Raw genomic sequence first — 22,550 nt, 5'->3', positions numbered from 1 at the left:
TGAAGTAAACATTTTTTTATTTTAGGGATTTATAAAAAACGGATTTATTTGGTTAATAGGGTGCAAACTGACAGAACTGATTTACTCTTTTGCGTTAGTTTATATCGTTTTGGCTTGATTATTTTTGAATAAAAAAACATTAACTGTTTTTGCTGAAATTTGGTTATCAATCTTATCAATAAAAAAGAATAAAAAAGGATGCAAAATGCACCCTTAATTTTGGTATTTTGAATTTATTCTTTTAGTTCCCTGTTTTTATTATCTACTTCTTCATAACTGAACTCATTAAGAGAATACACATAGCCTTTTTTGGTGTTAAACCGAATGAAATTATGTTTTTTTAATGCTTTGCCTAATTTATTAATTGTTCCATCTGTGATGTTTATTTTAGCTTTTTCAGCCAGTTTGGCTGCTATTTGCGAAGCATTGAGGAAAACATTAGCCTTTTCTCTTTCGCAAGGTTCAAACCACGTTAAAAGCAATTCTTCCTCTGGGCTGTGTAGTTGGTATTGTTCGTTATTTTCGGTAATTGACTTAATTTCTTCCTGGTCGAACCAATATCTAAAACCACTTTTAAAAAGAAACAATGCTTGTGAAAATGCCATATTAATATCTACATTGTGTTGGTATTTTATGCCTTCCAACTCAAAACAAAGAAATCTTCTGCTTCCTGTACTATCGTTCAAGAATTGTGCTGTATTGACACTTCCGGCAAACGATGCCCTTCGGGGCATTGTTTCGTTGTTGTGTCCGTAGGCTTTTCTCATTCTGATTTGGGTTTTTGTGATGATTTCTTTTAGTGATCCAATCTCGGAACGGTTTAGGTTTTCGAGCTCGTCCAAATTGATTAACATACATTCTGAAAGCTGCACCAGTGTATCTTTGTTGTTTGGGTTTATGGTCCCAGAAAATAGATATTCTTTCAAAGGTTTCGGAACGAGTTTCTCCACCCAAGTTGTTTTTCCTAATCCTTGTTTGCCACTGAACACAATAACGGTGTGATTGATTACTTTATCATCGAGAACACAGCCGACCATTGCAACCAACCATTTTTTGAAACATTGCTGCCAAAGGTCTTGTTTTGTGGTTGTGATAGTGTTGGCTAATTCATTAATATAATCGGTCTTTTCATCATAAGAAGGTAAATTGAAAAAGTAATCTTCAAATGGATTGAACAGCACACAAAAATCAGAATAAAGCAAGTTTCGTAATGAAGATAAGTTTGTTTTAATTCTACCTTTTAAACATTCTCGAAGCATTGAATTTTCTATAAAATCATTCATAACATTCCACTTCTTTTTACCGAAATACTGGAACTCTAATTTCCCAGAAACCATATTGTGCCGAAATACATATTTGTTTGATAAAAACAACTCTAAACGGTCAATTTGGGTTGGTTTTGGTTTGTCTTCGTCGTCGTCTTCAGTGGTATCTGTTATTGAAAAATTAGCTGCCTTTTTGGGTTTAATAGGTGGTTCAAATTTCTCGTTCTTGCCAAACTCGTGACTATTTCCGTAAGCACTGTTTACAGCTTGAGTTACTTCTTTTTCATCGTACCCAAAATCGGTTAAAATATATCCCAAAGCTTCGTTTAAAGCAACTCCTTTTCTGTTCAGGTTACACGCTAGTTGATGTACAAATACGTTGCGACTACCATTCACGAATTGCACTTTTTTTTCAGTAAAATTTACGCAATGGTTGTATATTGCATCGCTATTAATAATAATTTTTGGCTCTGTTCTTTTAAACTCCCTCTCGATGTTAGCTTTAGGTTCTTTTTCTTGTTCTGTAACACTAAATATTTTTGCGTTTTCATTGTAATAAAGGTTTTCATCATAAGAATAAAAGCATAGTCTGGTTAAGTCTTTGCCTGATTTGTCTATTTCTAATTTTAAAATACTCTCATAATGAGCTTGAACCAAGAGAAATGCTTCTTTGTGATTGGCTTTATCTGAATTGATTTTTACTAGAATTTTTAATCCGTTGCCTGATGGACTTATGAAACTGGCAAATGTGAATTCACTTTGATTGGCCAAATGCTTTGCATTTTGCAAATCGGCAGCACTTAATTTGTCAATGTCCAGAATGATACAACTGGAATAATTCGCAAGAAATTCCAATTTTCGACCTCCAACAAACTTTCCCGAAGGTGTGAATGCTGGAAGTGATTTTTTGGCTTTGTTGTATGCTTCTGTTTTGTTTTCGGCAAGTGATTTACGCAAGTAAATTATGCCCGGTCTGTACTTTCCTGTTTTGATTTCTTCTAAAATTGTTGAAATTGTTTTGTGTTCTACAACCTCGTTGAAATTCTTGAAAATTGTTACCATAATTTAGTGAGAGGTGAAAAGTGAATAGTGAAAAGTGAATCTCGTTTTGCGAGGCTTACAATCGCAAGATTCGCAGGTTCCATTGCAGCTGCTCATACTATCGTCCTTTGAAAGATTTGTTGTAGTGCTCGGTTAGGAGTTTTTCAACATCAGAAAGTTTGTAATAGATTTTGTTTCCCACTTGACTAAATGAAATTTTGCCTTCGTCTCTCCAGGTTTGGGCTGTACGTTTTGAAATTTTCATCAATAATAGAAATTCTTGATTGTCCAGAAAGGTTTCTTTCTTAGGGTCAGCTTTGATAGAAAGTTGGGATTGAATTGTGTCTAATTTGCTCATTAGATCTGTGAACTGGTCTTTTGTGAAGATAATTGCATCCATTTTTAAAAGTTTTAAATTGTTATGGTGCAAATTGACGAAATCAAAAAAAGTCCGATTAGACTTATTTGGTCTTATCGGACTAAAAAGTTTGTTAGACCTTATATGTGTTGAGAAGTTGAAATGTTAATTTTAGAAAAAATCGGACTACAGTTTTATTTTCCAATCATTATTTGGGTTCTTATCTGTACGAGTTGGCGATAAATAGGTTTGAATTGTTAGGATTGATAGCTCTTTTCCTTTTTCATCTAAATAATTATCACAAATGAATTTTGCTATTTCTTTGATTTTATTTTCAATATAAGGTTTGCCATTTGGTTTTACCTCATTCATCATTTGTTTGTACGCATCAGTTAAAATATTTATTGGACCATTCAGACGAATTTTGAAAGTTGGTTTTATCTCTAAAGCTATTTTATTTTTTTCGTCTTGTTGTTCTTTTTCTAATTGGCATTTTAAGATTTTCTCATTCTGAATTTGTTTCAATAAGGCTTTGCATTGCTTTCTGTAATCCAATAGTTTATTATTGATAAAATAGACTTCTGATTGTTTGTACTCACAAATTTCCTCATTCAAATAAAGAATTTTATCTGGATAATTTGTTAATTCTGCAATGTGTTTTTTTGCTTCTGAAAACGAAAAATAACGATCTTCACTTTCGGCATTTATAAACCTTTTTGGGGTGCCTAATTTAATATTAGGTACTCTCGGAGATTGCAGCTCCAGTTGTTTTTTTTCGATTAAATTAAAAATTTTATTGTATTTAATCAAATCGGTTTTTGTATTAAATAGGTCCTCGTTTTTGGTTATCAAATTTTCTAATTTACTTAACCATTTGCAAGGATCAACAAGATGCTTAGCTTGGTAATTAATAAATTCGGAATATTTTGAAAGTGGCAGTTCAAAAAATTTATTCAATAATGCTATGCAATACTGCTCTAAATTTATTTCATGATTGATAATTATATCAAATTTAGGATTAGTTGCATTTGCAGATGTTGTAGCGACTAATTCCAAAAAAGTAGCTGTTTCAATTTTCAAGTCCTTTAAAATCAATTTACATGATTGTTTTAAGTACTGTCGTGGTATTTGAAAGGGCAGTAGGTTATTTTACTTAAATATATTTTTGCTTTCGAATCCCATCATTAGACAAAATTAAAGCGAATGTTTTGTGTTGTTTGCTTTAAAAAAAGCAAAAATGGTATGTGTAAAAATAGATATAAATAAAAGTATTGAAAAGATATTTACAAGAATAATTTATTAACAATTATGTAAGATTATAGTTACCATATTTAGTTGCAATAATCAAAAAATATAGTTGTCTACAGCTTTATCCAGTTCTTCGCTGATGATTTTGGCATAAACTTGAGTTGTGCTGATGTCTCGGTGGTCCATAAGTTTAGAAACGTGCTCAATTCTCATTCCATTATTTAAAGCATTGGTTGCAAAACTGTGTCTTGATAAATGGAAAGAAAGGTCGAAAGGGAGTTTTATTTTTGTCCCCAATTTTTTTAGATGCCAATTTGCCAATTTATTGAAAGCTGCTGTTTGAAAATAACGTTTTGCCTCGCTGTTCAAATAGCCTTCTTTGTCCATAATAATAGGAAAAATAAAATCATCGTGATTGGCATTTACTTTTTTGTATTTTTCTAAAATATCGATAGCCACTTTTCCAATTTTGAACTGGTGTACTCTTCCAGTTTTACGAATGTGTTTGTTGATTTTATGTTCAGCTTCATTGTAATTAGAATATTGCATTTCGATAACATCACTAAAACGCAAACCGCCCGCATAAATAGAGAAAAGGAATAAATCCCTCCACATCATCGCTTTTTTGCCCTCAGTTAGCTTTAAATTGGTTAAAGCATCAATCTGCACTTTATTAAGAAATAATCTTTTAGAAGAGCTGATTTTGAGGGTTATTTTGCTAAATGGAAACATAGTTTCGGGAATTACTTCTTCACGAATTGCATCCCGGAATATGGTTCCGAGCACAATTATGGAAAGGCGTTGCGTTGTATCTCCGTTGCCTAAAGTATCTCCTAAATGAAATTTATAGTCGTTTAATAGTGCTACGGTAATTTCATCAAAATATACATCCTTTGTTCCCATATATTTTTCAAATTTATCAACCTGAGAGGTGTATGCTCTGTAAGTGGAATAAGAAACGGTACTTTTGATTTTCTCTAATCTCTTTCTGGCATATTCAAAAAAGTTTGGCACTTCTTTACCCTTTATGGCTTCTTTGAGTTTTTTAACCGATACGGTTTTGATTTTACGTTCCATATCTGCAACCTGACCTTCGGCATCTGCAATCTTTTGAGATAATGCAGCATTCATTCTGGCACTATTGGAATGGTTCTTTTTAACTTTCTGCTTTACTTCATCCCACTCGTTCTCTTTTAACTTCACTCCAGCAGTGATAAATTTCGTTTTTCTATCTTTTATAATTCGGATATACAAAGGGCTGTGTCCTGTTTGGTCTACCTGATGTGTTCTTAAAATTAGTTTTACTGATGCCATAATAATAGGAATTTAGAAATGTTATACTACTTTTGTAAATTAATGCAAACGAGTGAAAGTGTTGTAAATAAAGGGTTTTCAATTGGGTGCATCGTGATACGAAGGTACAACATTGGGTACAACAAAACAAGTATTTCGTTGCTTTTTGTTGCTTAAAATTGCATTGTTCATTTTTATAAAGTCAATGAATACAACACTTTAAGTGCAATTGGGAGGGTTGAATGAAAAGTTGTAGATAACTAGTTTATAGGCGAAACAAACCTTCGCATATACACCCAAAAATGGGTAGATTGGCGAAGGTTTGTTTCGCTTTATTGATTTTCAAATGTATTAAAATTTTCTTACAAATTAAACAAAAAATCTTGCATATACAGCTTGGTGAAAAATTAATCAGGACTAGTAGTGTTACTGTTTGCGTGAAGGATAGGAGCAGCATCCTTTTTCGTCTTTTGGACGGTTTGGGTGGGCAGATGCGTGCTGACGAAAAAGATACAGCGGATAGCCTGACCATGTTGCCCGCATAGGGTAGATGTGTATTTATGGGTTTTGGCAACAAGGGCACGCCATAAAAAAACCGACTGGCTTTCGACAATCGGTTTTGTATTTTAAGAGGGTTCAAAAGGCATTTATTCAAAAAGACCTTCGATGCTCAAATAGCGTTCGCCGGTGTCGTAACAAAAGGTTAGGACGGTAGCATTGGCAGGGATTTCAGTTAGTTTTTTTGCCACTGCTGCTAAGGAGGCACCAGATGAAATGCCGAGTAGGATTCCTTCTTCTTTGGCGGCTCTTTGGGTGTAAGCATAAGCGTCGTCTTTGCTCACTTGTATGGCTCCGTCTAAAACGGATGTGTGGAGATTGGTTGGGATAAATCCGGCGCCAATCCCTTGTATGGGGTGCGGAGCTGGGGAACCGCCACTGATTACGGGTGAAGCTTCCGGCTCTACGGCAAATACTTTGAGGTTGGGATAATGCGCTTTGAGGATTTCGGCACAACCAGTTATGTGTCCGCCGGTTCCTACGCCGGTGATCAAATAGTCTAACCCGTCAGGAAAGGCTTGTATGATTTCTTGCGCAGTGGTTGCTTTGTGGATTTCAATATTAGCCGGATTCTCAAATTGTAGGGGCGACCAAGCATGAGGGATTTCGGTAGTCAATTCCTGTGCTTTTTCGAGAGCGCCTTTCATTCCTTTTTCACGGGGAGTCAGTACAAATTCGGCACCGTAAATGCTCATTAATCGTCTTCTTTCAACCGACATGGATTCGGGCATGACTAAGATTAATCGGTAGCCTTTGACCGCAGCGACCATGGCAAGACCTATTCCGGTGTTTCCGGATGTGGCTTCGATTATGGTACTGTCTTTTTGCAACAATCCTTTTTGCTCGGCATCTTCAATCATCGCCAAAGCGATTCGGTCCTTAATGCTGGCTCCGGGATTGGTTCGTTCGAGTTTCATCCAAACGTTGTGTGTAGTACCAAATAATTTATTGATTTTTACATGTGGCGTGTTGCCAATGGTTTCTAATATAGTGTTGTATCGCATGAGACTTTTTTTTATTTGATAGTAAATATAGTTCAGAATTCACAATCTACAAAAGGAACAGCTTATAAATAAATGGTAAAGTGTTCAAAATTGCAGTTTGTTCTAAACCTTGATTTGGTTTTGGCTTTCGCCAAAAGGCTGTCGTTTTTTTTTAAATACGAATTGGTCAAAAGTAACATTTAGTTTTTAGCAAAAGTCAAATATCGAATGGCTCCGGTGCTGCTGTTTTCGTTTTTCAATTTGATTTGTGTACTGGACTTTTGTATGATTTGCCAATCGGCACTCCATACCGAAAACAGTGCGGGAGTGCTAAAATCCAGCGTGAAATTTAAATCGGAAATCAAATCGGCTGTGGGATTACTGTCGGTAACCGACCAATTTGCGGAAGCTGTTTGGTCTCCATTGCTTGCGGTCAGGACGGTATTCGTAAAACTAAAGGTATAGCCGTTATAATTGCTGGTTTTATCCGAATTGGCTTCCGAGTATTGACTGACTTTCCAGACTGTTCCGGTTACTATAGTGTTAATTTTACTGCTGCTGTATATGGTTGTTGGACTTTCGTCGCCGCAATCACAAGCATACAAAGTAACAAAAAGGAGGGCAAATACTGCTGGGGTAAATTTTTTTAAAAGTTTCATAACCAATATTTTAAAATTAAAAAAAATGGATAAATGAGATTGGGGCTTTTGCAAAAAATTTATCTAATAATCAAATATAGCAAATTAATGGGTTTTATATACAAGCAATCATTTTTTTTACGGAAGGGTAATATGAACCAAAAAAAATCCGTTTAGTCTCGTGTTGCAACGGAACTAAACGGATTAATATATAGGCAGTTTCGTCTGGAAACGGTCTGCTTGATTTATTTACAAGTGAATTACTTCACCATAGGCATCAGCCACAGCTTCCATAACAGCTTCGCTCATGGTTGGGTGCGGGTGAATTGATTTAAGGATTTCGTGTCCTGTAGTTTCCAGTTTACGGGCTACAACTGCCTCAGCAATCATATCAGTAACTCCGGCACCAATCATGTGACATCCTAACCATTCGCCATATTTTGCATCAAAAATTACTTTTACAAAACCATCAGGAGTTCCGGCAGCTTTTGCTTTTCCTGAAGCAGAGAATGGGAATTTACCAATTTTTAATTCGTATCCTTTTTCTTTCGCTTGTTTTTCAGTTAAACCTACAGAAGCAATTTCTGGAGTAGCATAAGTACAACCCGGTACGTTTCCGTAATCGATAGGTTCTACATGCAATCCTGCAATTTTTTCTACACAGTTGATTCCTTCAGCCGAAGCGACGTGAGCCAATGCTTGTCCTGGTGTAACATCACCAATAGCATAATAACCAGGAATATTAGTGGCATTGTAAGCGTTTACTAAAATTTTATCTCTGTCAGTAGCAATTCCTACTTCTTCTAATCCGATGTTTTCGATGTTAGTTTTGATTCCAACTGCCGAAAGTAAAATATCAGCTTCCAGAACTTCTTCTCCTTTGGATGTTTTCACAAAAGCTTTTACACCTGCTCCGGTAGTATCAATTCGCTCTACAGAAGAATTAGTCATGATTTTGATACCTGCTTTTTTCAAAGAACGCTCCATTTGTTTTGAGATGTCTTCGTCTTCAACAGGAACAATGTTTGGCATGAATTCTACAATGGTAACATCTGTTCCCATAGAGTTGTAGAAATGCGCAAATTCTACTCCAATCGCTCCGGAACCAACAATAATCATTGATTTAGGTTGTGTTGGTAAAGTCATTGCTTGACGGTATCCAATTACTTTTACGCCGTCTTGTGGCAAGTTCGGTAATTCACGGGAACGCGCTCCGGTTGCTACAATGATGTGATCAGCACTATATTCGGTTACTTTTCCGGCTGCATCGGTAACGTCTAATTTTTTACCTGGTTTTAGTTTTCCAAAACCATCAATAACGTCGATTTTATTTTTTTTCATCAAGAATTGAACTCCTTTGCTCATTCCTTCTGCAACACCTCTACTACGATTTACTACCGCAGAAAAGTCTTTGTCAAATTCAGAAACAGTCAATCCGTAATCAGAAGCGTGTTTTAGATAATCAAAAACCTGAGCTGATTTTAGTAATGCTTTCGTAGGGATACAACCCCAGTTCAAACAAACACCGCCTAAATTTTCTTTTTCGATTACGGCTACTTTAAAACCCAATTGTGAGGCTCTGATAGCAGTAACATATCCTCCGGGACCACTTCCTAAAACTATAATATCGTATTTCATTGTTATATAATTTTTTCTAAATTAATTGATTTGGCGAATTTAAGGATTTATTCTGTTTTGAGAAAGTTTCAAACTAATAAAGTGGTAAACTAACAAATTTTCAGCATTCCCTTATTTTTTTAAACAATCGGCACTCGTGTAATTCCAGATTTTTAAACATAATAACCCAACACCCAACACCCAAAACCCAAAACCCAACACCCAACACCCAACACCCAACACCCAAAACCCAGCTCCCCAAAAAAAACCTAATTCGCTACCGAAAACTGCGAATCATACAAGTTTTTATAATAGCCGGTTTCTTTATTGATTAATTCTTGGTGCGTTCCTTGTTCTACAATTAACCCTTTATCCATCACGACAATTTTATCTGCATTGACAATTGTTGCTAAACGATGTGCAATAACAATCGATGTTCGGCCTTTTGTAATGGTTTCGGTTGCACGCTGAATCAGTTCTTCAGAATACGTATCGATCGATGAGGTGGCTTCATCCAGAATTAAAATACTCGGATTGCTGACATAAGCCCGTAAAAAAGCAATCAATTGGCGTTGCCCGGACGATAACATGACACCACGTTCTTTGACATCAAAATCATAATTATCCGGTAAACTCATAATAAAATCATGAACCCCGATTTTTTGGGCTGCTGCCAAAACTTCTTCGCGTGAAATAGCCGAATTGTTCAGGGTAATATTATTGAAAATCGTATCGGCAAAAAGAAAAACATCTTGTAATACCACCGCAATTTGCAGGCGTAAGGAACCCAAGGTGTAATTTTCGATATTGTGATTATCGATGTAAATAGCACCACTTTTAATTTCATAAAAACGATTCAGCAAATTGATAATCGTTGATTTTCCGGCACCGGTCGATCCCACAATAGCAATAGTTTGTCCGGCTTTGACTTCTAAATCAATTCCTTTTATAACTTCTTCATCCGGAATATAACCAAATCGTACCGCTTCAAATTGGATGTCTCCTTCAAAAATGGGAGCTTCAATAGTTCCGGTATCCTGAATTTGATCTTGGGTGTCTAATATATCAAAAACACGGTTCGCAGCAATCATACCCAGTTGCATTTCGTTGAATTTATCCGCAATCTGACGCAACGGATTAAATAACATTCCGATGAACATCGTATAAGAAAACAAATCCCCGAAACTTGTGAAATTATCTCCGTTCAAAATCTTGAAACCTCCGTAAAGGACAATAAAACCTAAAGTTAAAGACGAAATAATATCGGCAATAGGGAAGAAGATAGAGTTATAAAGAATAGTTTTTATCCACGCTTTTTTGTGTTTATCGTTGATTTCTTTGAATTTTTCGAACTCAATATCTTCGCGGTTAAAGAGCTGAACAATCTTCATTCCCGTAACGCGTTCCTGCACAAACGAATTCATATTCGCAATTTGTGTACGCACTTCCTCAAACGCCACTTGCATCTTTTTTTGGAATATTCGGGTAAAGAAAACCAGAATGGGCATTGCAACAATTACAATCCAAGTCAGTTTCCAGTTCATGTAAAACATAAAAATCAGTACGACTAACATTTTCATCAAGTCACTGATAATCATAAATAATCCTTGGCTGAAAATCCGCGCAATCGACTCAATATCCGAAACCGAACGGGTAACCAATTGTCCCACCGGAACCAAATCGAAATATTTCATTCGGAAACTTAAAATATGACGAAACAATTTGGTTCGAATATCTTTCACAATATCCTGACCAAGCCAGTTGGCCCAAAACACAAAGTAAAATTGCGAAAAGACTTCCGCCAAAAGTACAATTCCCATCAAAATCACATACAACAAAAGCCCATATTGATCATGGGTTTTGATATATCCATCAACCGTTTGTTTCAACAAATAAGGACGTAAAGCCGCAAAAACGGACAAGGAGATGGCGAAAATAATGACACCTCTAAACCGCCATTGGTAAGGTTTCGTATAGTGTAATATTCGTTTGAATAATCGGGTATCGAATGCTTTTGCTTTCATTTTTTTATATTTATCCTGATTCTATTCAGGAGCTTATTCCTGCTATCCGTTGCAATCTTTTATGTTTTTAAAGAAAAAACATAAAAGGATTTTCACTGCTATCAGGGCTATTTTGAATTATAATTCTATTTTTTTTATCTCTAATTTATTTCCTGCAATCTTTAATCTAAAACCCAACACCCAACACCCAACACCCATCACCCAAAACCCATCACCCAAAACCCAACACCCATCACCTACTTCAAATAATCGTATGCTATTTTAGTCAGATACAATCCATGTGCCGGTACCGAAAATCCGGCTTTATCTCTGTTTTTACTTTCTATAATAGCTTCAAAATCGGCCAATGTAATTTTGTGTAAACCAATGTTGACTAAAGTGCCCACAATGGCACGTACCATATTGCGCAAGAAACGATTGGCCGAAATCGTGAAAATAAGGCTGTCTTTTTCTTGTTTCCAATAGGCTTCAAAAATAGTACAGTCAAAAGTGTTTACATCGGTATTCACTTTCGAAAAACATTGAAAATCGGTGTGATTCAGTAATAATTGAGCTGCCTCATTCATCAATTCCACATCTAGCGGTTGATGGAAATACCAGCTTTGTTCCTGCGAAAAAGGGTTTTTAAACGTATTGATATGGTATTCATAGGTTCTTTTGGTTGCGTCAAATCGGGTATGCGCTTCATCAGAAACTGGAAAAACAGCATAAATCACAATGTCTTTTGGTAAATAGGAATTGAGTTTGTGTACTAAATTCGGAATATCAAAAGGCATATCTAAATCAAAATGGGCATACATTTCCTTAGCATGAACCCCGGTGTCAGTGCGCCCGGCTCCCATAAGATTAATCTCGGTATTCAATACAACCGAAAAAGCCTTGTTCAGGGTTTCCTGCACAGACGAAGCATTAGGTTGGTATTGCCAGCCGTGATAATGGGTTCCGTTGTATGCTAATTGTATAAAATACCTCAAGTTTAGTTTTTTAGATTTCAGTTCAGAATTAGTTTCAGAACGAATCGGGTTTGCATAATTAAAGCGGCAAATTTACAAAGAATGTTTGTCGTTTGGGACTACTTGTGTTTTAAAGTTTTTATAATTTCTATTTTGAAACTTTGGTGACAAATGCGGCAGGGAACAGACAACATTATTTATCTTTGTCGCTTCGTTTTTTAGATGCAAAAAAAAGACAAAGACGAATCCGGTTTTACATGAAAAAAATACTGCTCCTTTCCGATACCCACAGCCATATTGACGATACGATTTTGAAATACGTTGCACAAGCAGACGAAGTTTGGCATGCCGGCGATATTGGCGATTTAAAGGTTACCGATACCATTAAAAAACTAAAACCATTGCGTTGTGTGTATGGTAATATTGATGACGCCCAAGCTCGTTTGGAATTTCCGTTGCACCAACGGTTTTTATGCGAAGGAGTAGCGGTCTGGATGACGCACATTGGTGGTTATCCCGGAAAATACAATCCCGCTGTCCGTGCTGAACTGGAGGCGAATCCCCCGAAATTATTCATCTGCGGCCATTCCCATATTCTGAAAGTAATATTTGATAAAAAGCACAATTTGTTGCACATGAATCCCGGTGCGGCAGGAATTAGTGGTTTCCATCAAGTGCGTACGATGTTGCGTTTTGTTATTGATGGGGATAAAATAAAGGACTTAGAAATTGTTGAAATCGGAAAAAAAGGATAATTAGCTAAGACTCAAAAATAGGCACATCTATCGTTATCGTCGTTCCTGTTCCTACTTTAGAATTAATGAAGAAAAGCCCTTTCATTGTATCAACTCGGGCTCTTATTTGGGTGATGCCAAAACCTTCAATGTGGTTTAAATTAGTGTCAAAACCATTTCCGTTGTCATAAACTTGAATGTGTAACAAGCTGTTTTGCTCTTTGATAATCACTTTGGCAAGGGTAGCTTCACTGTGTTTGATGATGTTATTGAGGAGTTCGGTGGTGATGAAATAAATTTTCATTTCAAATTCTTCCGAGTATCTTTTGGTGATAGCAATGTCACTTTCATATTCAAAAAGAATATTGGAATTAGAATTTTTCTCGCACAAATCCTGTAAAGCATACAACAATCCAAATCGCGCCAAAAGTACGGGCAAAAGCTCGTGTGACAAATCACGAACTTTATCATGTGCTTCTTCTAAAAGGGCAATGGTTTTAGAAATTTCCTGACAGCCGTTCTTGGTATTTGTAGCAAAAACATTCAGATGCAAACCCGCCGACGACAGTAAGGCGCTAATGTTGTCATGTAAAAAAGTAGCGATTTTTTTGCGTTCCATTTCCTGTCCGGTGATAGAGGCGTTGATGACGTTTTGCTGAATCTTACTTTTAATGCTGTTGAGTCTGTTTTTTTGTTTCAGATTGGTATTTTGAAATAAGAAATAAAACAGAATGATACTGACAATAAATAATGAAATAACAACAATAACAATTCTTTTATTCAAGGCTTGTTCCCGTAATAAAATGCGTTGCTTGGATTTGTATTCCGATTCGATTTTTTCGATTTCTCTTTTATATTCGTCTATTTCCAGATTGATGCCGGCAACATTAACTTTCTTTAGTTTTTCTTCGTCATTGAGTGCTGAGGTCAGGGCATTATATATGTCAAGGTTTTCATAAGCCTTTTTATAATCTCCGTTTTTTAATAAAAATTTAGAATATTCTTGGTGGGAATAGGACAAATCGGATTTTTCGGTGCCTTCGTTCCCTAGTTTTATAGCGTTCTGAAAAAAGGAATGGGCTTTTTTAGTGTCGTTTTTATAGGAATAGTACATGCCGTTTAGCATGTTTAGTGCCACAATAGTTGAGGAATCTCCATATTTTTTATGGTGCAAATTGATGTGTTTTAAATAGGGGTAGCCTTTCCCAAATTGACCAATATCAAAATAGGCCCATGCAATATTGAGTTTTGTAAAGACTACTTGGCTGGGGTCGTTTATTTTTTTGCTGTAAGCCAAGGACTTTTTATAATAAAAAATTCCCTTTTCATACTGCTTTTTATCAAAACAATAAATGTTTCCTAGATTATTATAAATCCAGTTTTTCAAGACATCATTGTTGGTTTTGTTGGCATAAATTAAGCCTTTGTTGTAATAGTAAAATGCTTTTTCATATTCAGACAACTCATCAAAATTGGCAGCTATCGTGTGGTAGGAAGAGGCAATAAGATTATCGTCTTTAATGGCAATTGCATGCCGTAAAGCGAGTCTTGATTGGACTAATGATTTTTCAAAACTTCCCGCTTTCATGAGTATTTTTGCCTCTTTTACTTCTTGTGTAATAAGAGCAAACGAAGGTGTTTTTTCTTGTGCAAAAGCGGAGGGACTACAAATATAGAGTAGTGGCAACAAGAATGAAAAAAAGAGACTTTTGGGCATAAAAGGAGGGCTTTTACAACAGAAATTGTTATTTTATTAAATTATTTCTCAACGCATATTTTACCAGACTGATGGTGTTTTTGAGATGCAGTTTTTTCATAATGTTTTTACGATGGGTTTCAACGGTATTGGTACTGATAAATAAATATTCGCTGATTTCTTTTCCGCTATATTCTAATGAAATTAAGGTGATAATCTCTAATTCCCGATCGGTTAAAATGGAATTATCAACGGGTTTGTGTTTGTTTAACTTTGGATTGTTTTTTGTGGCAGAATTGAATATTTTTTCTCGAACGGATTTGCAAAAATAATCTTCACCATTAGAAACCGCACGAATAGCTTCAACTATATTTTCTCCGGCGCATTTTTTGGTCAGGTAGCCATTGGAGCCCAATTTCATGACTTCTTTAATTAGTTTTAAATCATCATAACTGGACAAGATAATTACTTTGCAGGGAAATCCTTTTTGTTTGAATTCTTTAAGTACAGCAATACCGTCTTTTTCGGGCATGCTGATGTCCATGATGAGAATATCGGTTTGATTGGAAATAACATGGTCAAAAAGATCGCGGCCATTTAAAGAATACCCTACTACTTCAAAATCCGAAACGGTATGCAGTAAAAACCGCATCCCATCAATAAGTACTTGATGGTCGTCTGCCAGATGGATTTTAATTTTTGGGGCCATAATTTTTTCTTCCATCCAAATTTATAAAAAAATAATACTGCTTGGCCTTTTATAAGATTTTATTTATTTTAAAAAAAGCAACAATTTGTGATAATCCAATAAAAAAACCCGAATGATAACATTCGGGCTTTCCTCGCACTAATAAACTAAGTTTATAGGTTTACCTCAATCGGTCCACAGATTTTACAAGATCTTCATCCTTCTTGATGGCTTTATTAGCTAAGACTAATAATACGATAGCCAAGATAGGTAGAAACATCCCAATACCTTTCTCAGAAACAACCAGTGTTTCTCCAGATAAATTTAGTGAATGATATACAAACAATCCTAATAAAATTAAATTCAATATGATATTCAATCTGCCGATAACAAATTGATTTTGTCTTTTTTTATACGATATAATGCTCAATAAAGTAAGGGTGGTACTCAGGCCGGATACAATCACATAAATTTGATTTTGCATGAAGAAATAGTCTTTTCCGTCACTCATTGTCCACAAAGGGAAAACAAATGGTAAAATTCCGGTAACAACAAAGGCAAGGAGTAAATATATCGTCTGAATTCTTTGTATCATGGTTTGAAATTGTTTTACAAAAATATATTTTTCTTTTTAATAAATACTATTGTATGATTAAATTTTATTCGTATTATTGCATCACAATACCGTAAGCACTTCATACTGCGGTCTATTCAAAACGAAAAAGTTTACTACCTATCTTTTACATTATTTCCAAAATCAATTAAATTCATAGAACATTCATGTTTGAAATTTCTGCATTAAAAGAAATGAAGCTATCTGAGCTTCAAGAAATAGCTAAAACGGCTAAAACCATAAAGTTTAACGGTGTAAAAAAAGAGACATTAATCAGTCAGATTTTAGAGCATCAAGCAGCTAATACTGCCGCCGTGCCTGTTAAAAACGAGCAAAGTGCGATTGAAGAGGAAAAACCTAAAAGAGTTCGAATTGTTCCTGTAAAAAAAGCAGCTATTCAAAAAACACCTGCAAATTCGCTTTTTAAAAGTGAAGAAGCTCCAAAAGTAGAAAATATTCCAGCAGAAATAGCTCCTGTAGTATCAGAAGAAAGTCCGGCTCCAGTACAAATTGAGGCTGCTCCGGAAAAAAAAGTGGGTAAAGTTATTAAGTTCAACAAATCCGCATACGAAAAGAAAATTGCACTGCAAAAAGATAAAGTAGCCAATAAGGAAGTCAATACAGAAAACGAAAGTGAAACTCCTGTAGAAACTATTCCGGCTGAAAATAATGAGGTTACGGTTCCTGTAAAAAAAGTGAACCCAAACCAGTTAAACAAACAAAATCCGAATCAAAACCCGAACCAAAATCCAAATCAAAACGGGAACGGAAATGGAAACGGAAATCAAAACCCCAATTTTAAGAACAAAAAAAATAATTTCAGCCATTCTGATTTTGAATTCGATGGGATTATAGAAAGTGAAGGTGTTTTGGAAATGATGCCTGACGGATATGGATTTTTACGTTCATCCGATTATAATTATTTAGCTTCTCCGGATGATATTTATTTATCAACTTCTCAAATTCGATTGTTTGGTCTAAAAACAGGTGATACTGTAAAAGGAGTAGTGCGTCCTCCAAAAGAAGGAGAGAAATTTTTTCCTCTGGTTCGTGTTTTAAAAATAAACGGACATGATCCTCAAGTAGTTCGTGATCGGGTATCATTCGAACATTTAACACCCGTTTTCCCTTCCGAAAAATTCAAATTAGCCGAAAAAGGCAGCTCTATTTCAACCCGAATTATCGATTTGTTTTCACCAATTGGAAAAGGACAACGCGGAATGATTGTAGCACAGCCAAAAACGGGTAAAACTATGTTGCTGAAAGACATTGCCAATGCCATTGCAGCCAATCATCCTGAAGTATATTTGATTGTTTTATTGATAGACGAGCGCCCTGAAGAGGTGACAGATATGCAGCGTAGTGTGCGTGGAGAAGTAATTGCTTCAACTTTTGACAGAGAACCGCAAGAGCACGTAAAAATTGCTAATATCGTTCTTGAAAAAGCTAAACGTTTAGTAGAATGTGGTCACGATGTGGTGATTCTTTTAGATTCAATTACACGTTTGGCAAGAGCTTACAATACGGTTCAGCCGGCTTCAGGAAAAGTATTAAGTGGTGGTGTTGATGCCAATGCATTGCAAAAACCAAAACGTTTCTTTGGTGCAGCCAGAAATGTTGAAAATGGAGGTTCTTTGAGTATTATTGCAACAGCTTTGACCGAAACAGGTTCTAAAATGGATGAAGTGATCTTTGAAGAATTCAAAGGTACGGGTAACATGGAACTACAGTTGGATAGAAAAATTGCCAACAAACGTATTTTCCCTGCGATAGATTTAACCTCTTCCAGCACAAGACGTGATGATTTATTATTAGATCAACAAACGTTGCAACGCATGTGGATTATGAGAAAATATCTTTCGGATATGAATCCGGTGGAAGCTATGGATTTTATAAACGATCGTTTCAAAAAAACCAGAAATAACGAAGAGTTTTTGATCTCGATGAATGATTAAGAATCGTTTTCAATATTAAATTAAATCATAAAAAAACTCCGATGGAATTAACCATCGGAGTTTTTTGTATATTCTTAACTTCTCACTCTTCACTTCTCACTTTTCACAACTCACTCTTCACTTCCTTACGCTCCAGCAAAGCCATATAAAAACCATCAAAACCAGACTCTGAAGCCAGAATTTTTTGGTCTTTAATAAAGTTAAATTCTTTTCCAATGGCAGTAGTTAGAAAATGAGCTACTTGCTCTTGGTTCTCAGAAGGTAAAACGGAACACGTAGCATAAACCAATTTTCCGCCTGGTTTCACAATTTTAGAATAATTTTCTAAAACTTCTGCTTGTACTTTCTTAATATTATCAATGAATTCCGGTTGTAATTTCCATTTAGCATCAGGATTTCTTTTCAAAACACCTAAGCCGCTACAAGGTGCGTCAATTAAAACACGGTCAGCTTTTTCGTGTAATTTTTTAATTACTTTGGTGGTATCGATAATGCGATATTCAATATTGAAAGCACCATCTCTTTTAGCTCTCAATTTCAATTGTTTCAATTTGCTTTCGTACAAATCCATTGCAATCAATTGTCCTTTATTTTCCATTAAAGCGGCAATATGCAATGTTTTTCCACCGGCACCAGCACACGTATCCACTACGCGCATTCCTGGTTTTACGTCAAGAAAAGCAGCTACTAATTGGGAATTGGCGTCCTGTACTTCAAAAAATCCGGCTTTAAAAGCATCAGTAAGGAAAACGTTAGCTCTTTCTTTTAAGACTAAAGCATCCGGTTGGTTTTTTAATGTTTCGGTTTCAATGTTTAAATCCATCAAAATAGCACGTAGCGCTTCTCTTGTAGTTTTAAGTGTATTTACTCTTAAAATTACTTTGGCAGGTTGATTTTGAGCAGCAATTTCAGTAGCCCAAACTTTTTCTCCCAATTCTTTTACACCCAATTCATCCATCCAATCCGGAATAGATTCTTTCAAAGCTCTCACTTTCGAAAGTTCATCAAAACGCCCTTTTATTTTTCGTTCCGGAGTACCTTCTAATTGACGCCAATCCGGGATTGGGTAGCCTCTTAATACTGCCCATACAGAGAACATTCTCCAAAGGTTATCTCTGTCAAAAGGTTCTTTAACTTCGGCTATTTCTGCATATAGTCTTTTCCAACGTACAATTTCGTAGATGGTTTCGGCAACAAACTTTCTGTCTGAACTTCCCCAGCGTTTGTCTTTTTTTAAGGATCTGGCTACCACTTTATCGGCATATTCTCCTTCATTAAAGATAGCGTTCAAGGCGTCGATGGTAGTATAAACTAAATTTCTGTGTAATCTCATTTTAAATAATTGAGGTGCAAAGGTACTATTAATTGGTTGAAACTTAAATTTTTAATAATGAATGTTCTTTTTAATATTTTATGGCATAAAAAAACACTGTTTTATAGACAGTGTTTTTAGTTGTATTTTGATAATTTTTTTATTTAACTCGTGTCAAACCAATGTTTTCCGGTGCGTGAAGTACCATTGGGAATTTTTCGATTTTAACAGAACTACTGTCTAAACCAAAGGCTCTTTCTTCTGATAAACTGAGTTTTTTGATGAAGAAATAAGAGTTCATAATTAATTTTTCGTGCCATAATAAATCGCTGTCATTAGACAAGAATTTTTCGGACAATACAAATTTAAAGTCTCCAATAATATTATTTTTATTTAAGGATTCGTATCGGCTGGTGATATCTACTTCTCCTTTTTTTACCATATCCCGAATTACTTCACGGAACATTAGGTTAATTTTTGTTGGCTCTCTGAAACCTAAATTAAAATCGATACGGTACAAATCATCCTTGACCATTTCGGTTACTTTATATTCGGTTTTGTATGGTTCTGTTAATATATTTACATGGACAAACCAATAAATATCAGCTCTTTTGGGTCTTTTTTGCAAAATAGAATACATCACTTTTTCTTCTATTTCATCGGTTCTTCCTGCATTAGTCATATATACTAAGTGGGTAGCATATTTTGGAATGCTTAAATCAGCGCTTAATTCAACAAGGACTTTTTTATAATCTTCAATTTTAACGATTTTAGTATAGCTCTTATTGATTTTCTTAGCTAAATACCAAATAGTCATCACAGATATTAAAAGAATAGCTATAAAAAGCGTTACATAACCACCTTCGGCAAATTTTGTGATGTTGGCAGCTAGAAAACTAAATTCAATCAACAGATAAATGGTGATTAATGGTGTGATGAAATAAAGTTTTACTCTTTTCATTATCAAATAATAATTGAGTAAAATAGTGGTCATTATCATACAAAGAATAATGGCTAACCCGTAGGCATGTTCCATATTGCTGGATTCTTCGAAGTGCAATACAATACCCACACAACCAAAAAATAACAACCAGTTGATGGATGGAATATACAATTGCCCTTTTAATTCAGTTGGATATTTGATTTTGACTTTTGGCCAAAAATTCAATCGCATCGCTTCATTAATCAATGTAAATGAACCACTGATTAAGGCTTGAGAAGCAATTACGGCGGCAAGCGTGGCAATAACGATTCCTATGGGCTGAAACCAATCTGCCATTATGAGGTAAAATGGATTTCCGTTTTTTCCGCCTAAACTTTCTAAAGTTTGACCTTCATGATGAATCAAATAAGCCGCTTGACCAAAATAATTAAGTACTAGTGCCGTTTTTACAAAAATCCAGCTGATTCTGATGTTTTTTCTGCCGCAATGTCCCATATCGGAGTAGAGCGCTTCTGCTCCCGTTGTACATAAAAATACAAAACCAAGTACAAAAAAGCCATCTGGATGTATCGATAGTAAATGATAGGCGTAGTAAGGATTTACAGCTTTTAAAACCTCGGTATGTTCGATGATTTGTAAGGTTCCTAAAATAGCAAGCATTCCAAACCAAATAAGCATCATCGGTGCGAAAAATTTACCGACTAATTTGGTCCCAAATTGCTGGATAGTAAACAGAATAAACAAAATACCAATAACGATAGGAACGGTATTTATTTCGGGATAAAACGTTCTGATTCCTTCAACTGCAGAAGATACCGAGATGGGAGGCGTAATGATTCCATCGGCAAGTAAGGCACTTCCCCCTATAATGGCGGGGACGATCAGCCATTGTATTTTTGTTTTTTTGACTAATGCATACAATGCAAAAATACCTCCTTCGCCATGATTGTCAGCGCTTAAGGTAATAATTACATATTTGATGGTAGTTTGTAAAGTAAGCGTCCAAAATACACAAGAGATTCCTCCTAAAACAATATCCGCATTAATGATGTGATTGCCAAGTATGGCTTTCATAACATATAATGGCGACGTACCAATGTCACCATAAATTATTCCTAATGAAACTAATAAACCACCTAATGTTAATTTACTGTGGAGGTCTTTGTGCGATGCGCTCATGAAAAATTATTAAAAAACTTTTCAAATTTAATCTTTTATAATAAACTAAAGTGATTTATAAAAAAAAAGATAAAAAAAAACACGGTTGACGGAACCGTGTTTTTTTGATTGATTTATTTTATGGTACTAAGATCGTCTTGCATTACCTCTTGAACCTCCGTTTTCTCTTGGAGACTCAGAGCGTTGTGAAGAATTTTCTCTGGCAGAACTGGATCTGTTTTGAGAATTATCTCTTTGAGATTGCGTACGTTGTGGTGCTGCTTCTCTGGAAGAATTAACTCTGTTTTGAGCATAGTTTCTTTGTGTCTCTGTTCGCTGTGGAGTATTTTCTCTGCTGGAATTGCTTCTGTTTTGAGTATAATCTCTTTGCGTTTCAGTTCGTTGTGGAGCATTTTCTCTGCTGGAATTGCTTCTGTTTTGAGTGTAATCTCTTTGCGTTTCAGTTCGTTGTGGAGCATTTTCTCTGCTGGAATTGCTTCTGTTTGGAGTATAATCTCTTTGCGTTTCAGTTCGTTGCGGAGCATTTTCTCTGTTGGAATTGCTTCTGTTTTGAGTATAATCTCTTTGTGATGCAGTTCGTTGTGGAGCATTTTCTCTGTTGGAACGGGTTCTGTTTTGAACAGATTCTCTTTGAGGAGAATTACTTCTGTTTGAATAGCCTGCTTGATTGCTAGCTCTTACATTTCTGGAATCTCTTCGTTGATCTAATTCGTAACGGTTTGCTACACTAGCATTTCTTCTTGAAAAAGCATATTCAGGATGTTGTCTTTCATATCCGTTCGAACGTCTGGAATGGTGTAAATATTCGGCTCTGTTACTTCTTCTGTAGTTTACATAATTGTAATTGTTATGTATATTTAAACTAAGGTGAATGTTGTTTCTATATCTAAATACGGGATATGGATTCCAACTGTAGTAATAACTTGGATAATAGTTCCAAGACCAAGTAGAATAATACGGACGGTAGTTAGATACCCAAAAAGAGGCATAAATAAATGGAGTAGTGTAGTAAACAGGCTCATAAATGTAATTTTGACCATACATATAAACATCTCCGACAACTTGTACATGTACATTGTTGTATTTGTCTTTTTCTACATCGATAGTAGCAATATCTTGATAAACATCTTGCTCTAAAACGGCTTGTATGATAATCACATGCGTGCGTTTCTCAACGGTTTCAATAACGCGTAAATAATCTACTTCGTCATCATTGTTTAAATCTAAATTTGATATTTGTAGTGTAGGATCGTTCAATCGTCTTTCAAAGTCCTGAATGTTTTTTGAATCCCCAAAAATGTCCGCAACAGCTCGCAAATCTAAGTTATCGCTAATTTCAGAATTCATAGCGTTTATCGAAGTTCTATCTTGAGCTTGTGCTGCAAAAATAGAGGTCAATACAGTCAGTAAAAGTAGTTTAGTTTTCATGGTAGATAGAATTAAAAAATTAAT

General features: G+C 35.4%; 17 protein-coding genes. 2 read left to right on the top strand and 15 right to left on the bottom strand.

What is annotated here, in order from left to right; translation table 11 throughout:
• Nucleotides 1-233: 233 nt before the first annotated feature.
• The 9 genes from O6P34_RS14285 to truA form a co-directional block, all read right to left on the bottom strand.
• Nucleotides 234-2,327: a VapE domain-containing protein gene (locus O6P34_RS14285; protein ID WP_269685189.1), complete on the bottom strand. Its 2,094-nt coding sequence runs from the start codon at nucleotides 2,325-2,327 to the stop codon at nucleotides 234-236.
• Nucleotides 2,328-2,424: 97 nt separating this feature from the next.
• On the bottom strand, nucleotides 2,425-2,706 hold the full coding sequence (locus O6P34_RS14280) for a helix-turn-helix domain-containing protein (RefSeq protein ID WP_269685188.1): 282 nt from the start codon (nucleotides 2,704-2,706) through the stop codon (nucleotides 2,425-2,427).
• A 144-nt stretch (nucleotides 2,707-2,850) separates the two neighbouring features.
• On the bottom strand, nucleotides 2,851-3,759 hold the full coding sequence (locus O6P34_RS14275) for a hypothetical protein (RefSeq protein WP_269685187.1): 909 nt from the start codon (nucleotides 3,757-3,759) through the stop codon (nucleotides 2,851-2,853).
• Between the two features lie 249 nt (nucleotides 3,760-4,008).
• Nucleotides 4,009-5,226 carry a site-specific integrase gene (locus O6P34_RS14270; protein ID WP_269685186.1) on the bottom strand — a complete coding sequence of 406 codons (1,218 nt, stop codon included), beginning with the start codon at nucleotides 5,224-5,226 and terminating at the stop codon, nucleotides 4,009-4,011.
• A gap of 626 nt (nucleotides 5,227-5,852) precedes the next feature.
• The gene (gene cysK, locus O6P34_RS14265; protein ID WP_269685185.1) at nucleotides 5,853-6,767 is read right to left on the bottom strand and encodes a cysteine synthase A; all 915 of its coding nucleotides are present in this window, start codon (nucleotides 6,765-6,767) and stop codon (nucleotides 5,853-5,855) included.
• A gap of 179 nt (nucleotides 6,768-6,946) precedes the next feature.
• Nucleotides 6,947-7,405: a hypothetical protein gene (locus O6P34_RS14260; protein ID WP_269685184.1), complete on the bottom strand. Its 459-nt coding sequence runs from the start codon at nucleotides 7,403-7,405 to the stop codon at nucleotides 6,947-6,949.
• Between the two features lie 228 nt (nucleotides 7,406-7,633).
• Nucleotides 7,634-9,022 (bottom strand): dihydrolipoyl dehydrogenase, encoded by a 1,389-nt coding sequence (gene lpdA / locus O6P34_RS14255; protein WP_269685183.1) that lies wholly within the window; start codon nucleotides 9,020-9,022, stop codon nucleotides 7,634-7,636.
• Nucleotides 9,023-9,270: 248 nt separating this feature from the next.
• Complete coding sequence (locus tag O6P34_RS14250) at nucleotides 9,271-11,025, bottom strand: ABC transporter ATP-binding protein (RefSeq protein WP_269685182.1); 1,755 nt, start codon at nucleotides 11,023-11,025, stop codon at nucleotides 9,271-9,273.
• A 236-nt stretch (nucleotides 11,026-11,261) separates the two neighbouring features.
• Complete coding sequence (gene truA / locus O6P34_RS14245; protein ID WP_269685181.1) at nucleotides 11,262-11,999, bottom strand: tRNA pseudouridine(38-40) synthase TruA; 738 nt, start codon at nucleotides 11,997-11,999, stop codon at nucleotides 11,262-11,264.
• 236 nt (nucleotides 12,000-12,235) lie between these two features.
• Between truA and O6P34_RS14240 the strand changes: the two genes are divergently transcribed.
• Complete coding sequence (locus tag O6P34_RS14240; RefSeq protein WP_269685180.1) at nucleotides 12,236-12,733, top strand: metallophosphoesterase family protein; 498 nt, start codon at nucleotides 12,236-12,238, stop codon at nucleotides 12,731-12,733.
• A gap of 4 nt (nucleotides 12,734-12,737) precedes the next feature.
• On the opposite strand, the gene O6P34_RS14235 is transcribed toward O6P34_RS14240, so the two are convergent.
• The 3 genes from O6P34_RS14235 to O6P34_RS14225 all read right to left on the bottom strand — a co-directional run bounded on the left by O6P34_RS14235 (nucleotide 12,738) and on the right by O6P34_RS14225 (nucleotide 15,691).
• Nucleotides 12,738-14,429, bottom strand: a complete 1,692-nt coding sequence (locus O6P34_RS14235) for a tetratricopeptide repeat-containing sensor histidine kinase (protein ID WP_269685179.1) — start codon at nucleotides 14,427-14,429, stop codon at nucleotides 12,738-12,740.
• Between the two features lie 28 nt (nucleotides 14,430-14,457).
• Complete coding sequence (locus O6P34_RS14230; protein WP_269685178.1) at nucleotides 14,458-15,117, bottom strand: response regulator; 660 nt, start codon at nucleotides 15,115-15,117, stop codon at nucleotides 14,458-14,460.
• A gap of 160 nt (nucleotides 15,118-15,277) precedes the next feature.
• Nucleotides 15,278-15,691: a DUF4293 domain-containing protein gene (locus O6P34_RS14225; RefSeq protein WP_269685177.1), complete on the bottom strand. Its 414-nt coding sequence runs from the start codon at nucleotides 15,689-15,691 to the stop codon at nucleotides 15,278-15,280.
• Nucleotides 15,692-15,876: 185 nt separating this feature from the next.
• Between O6P34_RS14225 and rho the strand changes: the two genes are divergently transcribed.
• Nucleotides 15,877-17,664 carry a transcription termination factor Rho gene (rho, locus tag O6P34_RS14220; protein ID WP_269685176.1) on the top strand — a complete coding sequence of 596 codons (1,788 nt, stop codon included), beginning with the start codon at nucleotides 15,877-15,879 and terminating at the stop codon, nucleotides 17,662-17,664.
• Nucleotides 17,665-17,767: 103 nt separating this feature from the next.
• Here rho and O6P34_RS14215 read toward each other — a convergent pair whose 3' ends face one another.
• The 3 genes from O6P34_RS14215 to O6P34_RS14205 all read right to left on the bottom strand — a co-directional run bounded on the left by O6P34_RS14215 (nucleotide 17,768) and on the right by O6P34_RS14205 (nucleotide 22,526).
• Nucleotides 17,768-18,997 carry an RsmB/NOP family class I SAM-dependent RNA methyltransferase gene (locus tag O6P34_RS14215; RefSeq protein ID WP_269685175.1) on the bottom strand — a complete coding sequence of 410 codons (1,230 nt, stop codon included), beginning with the start codon at nucleotides 18,995-18,997 and terminating at the stop codon, nucleotides 17,768-17,770.
• 139 nt (nucleotides 18,998-19,136) lie between these two features.
• Nucleotides 19,137-21,098 carry a KUP/HAK/KT family potassium transporter gene (locus tag O6P34_RS14210; protein WP_269685174.1) on the bottom strand — a complete coding sequence of 654 codons (1,962 nt, stop codon included), beginning with the start codon at nucleotides 21,096-21,098 and terminating at the stop codon, nucleotides 19,137-19,139.
• 126 nt (nucleotides 21,099-21,224) lie between these two features.
• Nucleotides 21,225-22,526: a hypothetical protein gene (locus tag O6P34_RS14205; RefSeq protein WP_269685173.1), complete on the bottom strand. Its 1,302-nt coding sequence runs from the start codon at nucleotides 22,524-22,526 to the stop codon at nucleotides 21,225-21,227.
• Between the last annotated feature and the right edge of the window lie 24 nt (nucleotides 22,527-22,550).

The sequence above is a fragment of the Flavobacterium lacustre genome (assembly GCF_027474525.2).
GTDB lineage: Bacteria > Bacteroidota > Bacteroidia > Flavobacteriales > Flavobacteriaceae > Flavobacterium > Flavobacterium lacustre.
The sequence above is the reverse complement of the archived record's forward strand: the minus strand, read 5'-3'. Positions and strand labels throughout refer to the sequence as shown.

Coding starts and splice junctions, on each gene's coding strand:
- O6P34_RS14285 (WP_269685189.1), bottom strand. CDS start 2,327: ATGGTAACAATTTTCAAGAATTTCAACGAGGTTGTAGAACACAAAACA.
- O6P34_RS14280 (WP_269685188.1), bottom strand. CDS start 2,706: ATGGATGCAATTATCTTCACAAAAGACCAGTTCACAGATCTAATGAGC.
- O6P34_RS14270 (WP_269685186.1), bottom strand. CDS start 5,226: ATGGCATCAGTAAAACTAATTTTAAGAACACATCAGGTAGACCAAACA.
- cysK (WP_269685185.1), bottom strand. CDS start 6,767: ATGCGATACAACACTATATTAGAAACCATTGGCAACACGCCACATGTA.
- O6P34_RS14260 (WP_269685184.1), bottom strand. CDS start 7,405: ATGAAACTTTTAAAAAAATTTACCCCAGCAGTATTTGCCCTCCTTTTT.
- lpdA (WP_269685183.1), bottom strand. CDS start 9,022: ATGAAATACGATATTATAGTTTTAGGAAGTGGTCCCGGAGGATATGTT.
- O6P34_RS14250 (WP_269685182.1), bottom strand. CDS start 11,025: ATGAAAGCAAAAGCATTCGATACCCGATTATTCAAACGAATATTACAC.
- O6P34_RS14240 (WP_269685180.1), top strand. CDS start 12,236: ATGAAAAAAATACTGCTCCTTTCCGATACCCACAGCCATATTGACGAT.
- O6P34_RS14235 (WP_269685179.1), bottom strand. CDS start 14,429: ATGCCCAAAAGTCTCTTTTTTTCATTCTTGTTGCCACTACTCTATATT.
- O6P34_RS14230 (WP_269685178.1), bottom strand. CDS start 15,117: ATGGCCCCAAAAATTAAAATCCATCTGGCAGACGACCATCAAGTACTT.
- O6P34_RS14225 (WP_269685177.1), bottom strand. CDS start 15,691: ATGATACAAAGAATTCAGACGATATATTTACTCCTTGCCTTTGTTGTT.
- rho (WP_269685176.1), top strand. CDS start 15,877: ATGTTTGAAATTTCTGCATTAAAAGAAATGAAGCTATCTGAGCTTCAA.
- O6P34_RS14215 (WP_269685175.1), bottom strand. CDS start 18,997: ATGAGATTACACAGAAATTTAGTTTATACTACCATCGACGCCTTGAAC.
- O6P34_RS14210 (WP_269685174.1), bottom strand. CDS start 21,098: ATGAGCGCATCGCACAAAGACCTCCACAGTAAATTAACATTAGGTGGT.
- O6P34_RS14205 (WP_269685173.1), bottom strand. CDS start 22,526: ATGAAAACTAAACTACTTTTACTGACTGTATTGACCTCTATTTTTGCA.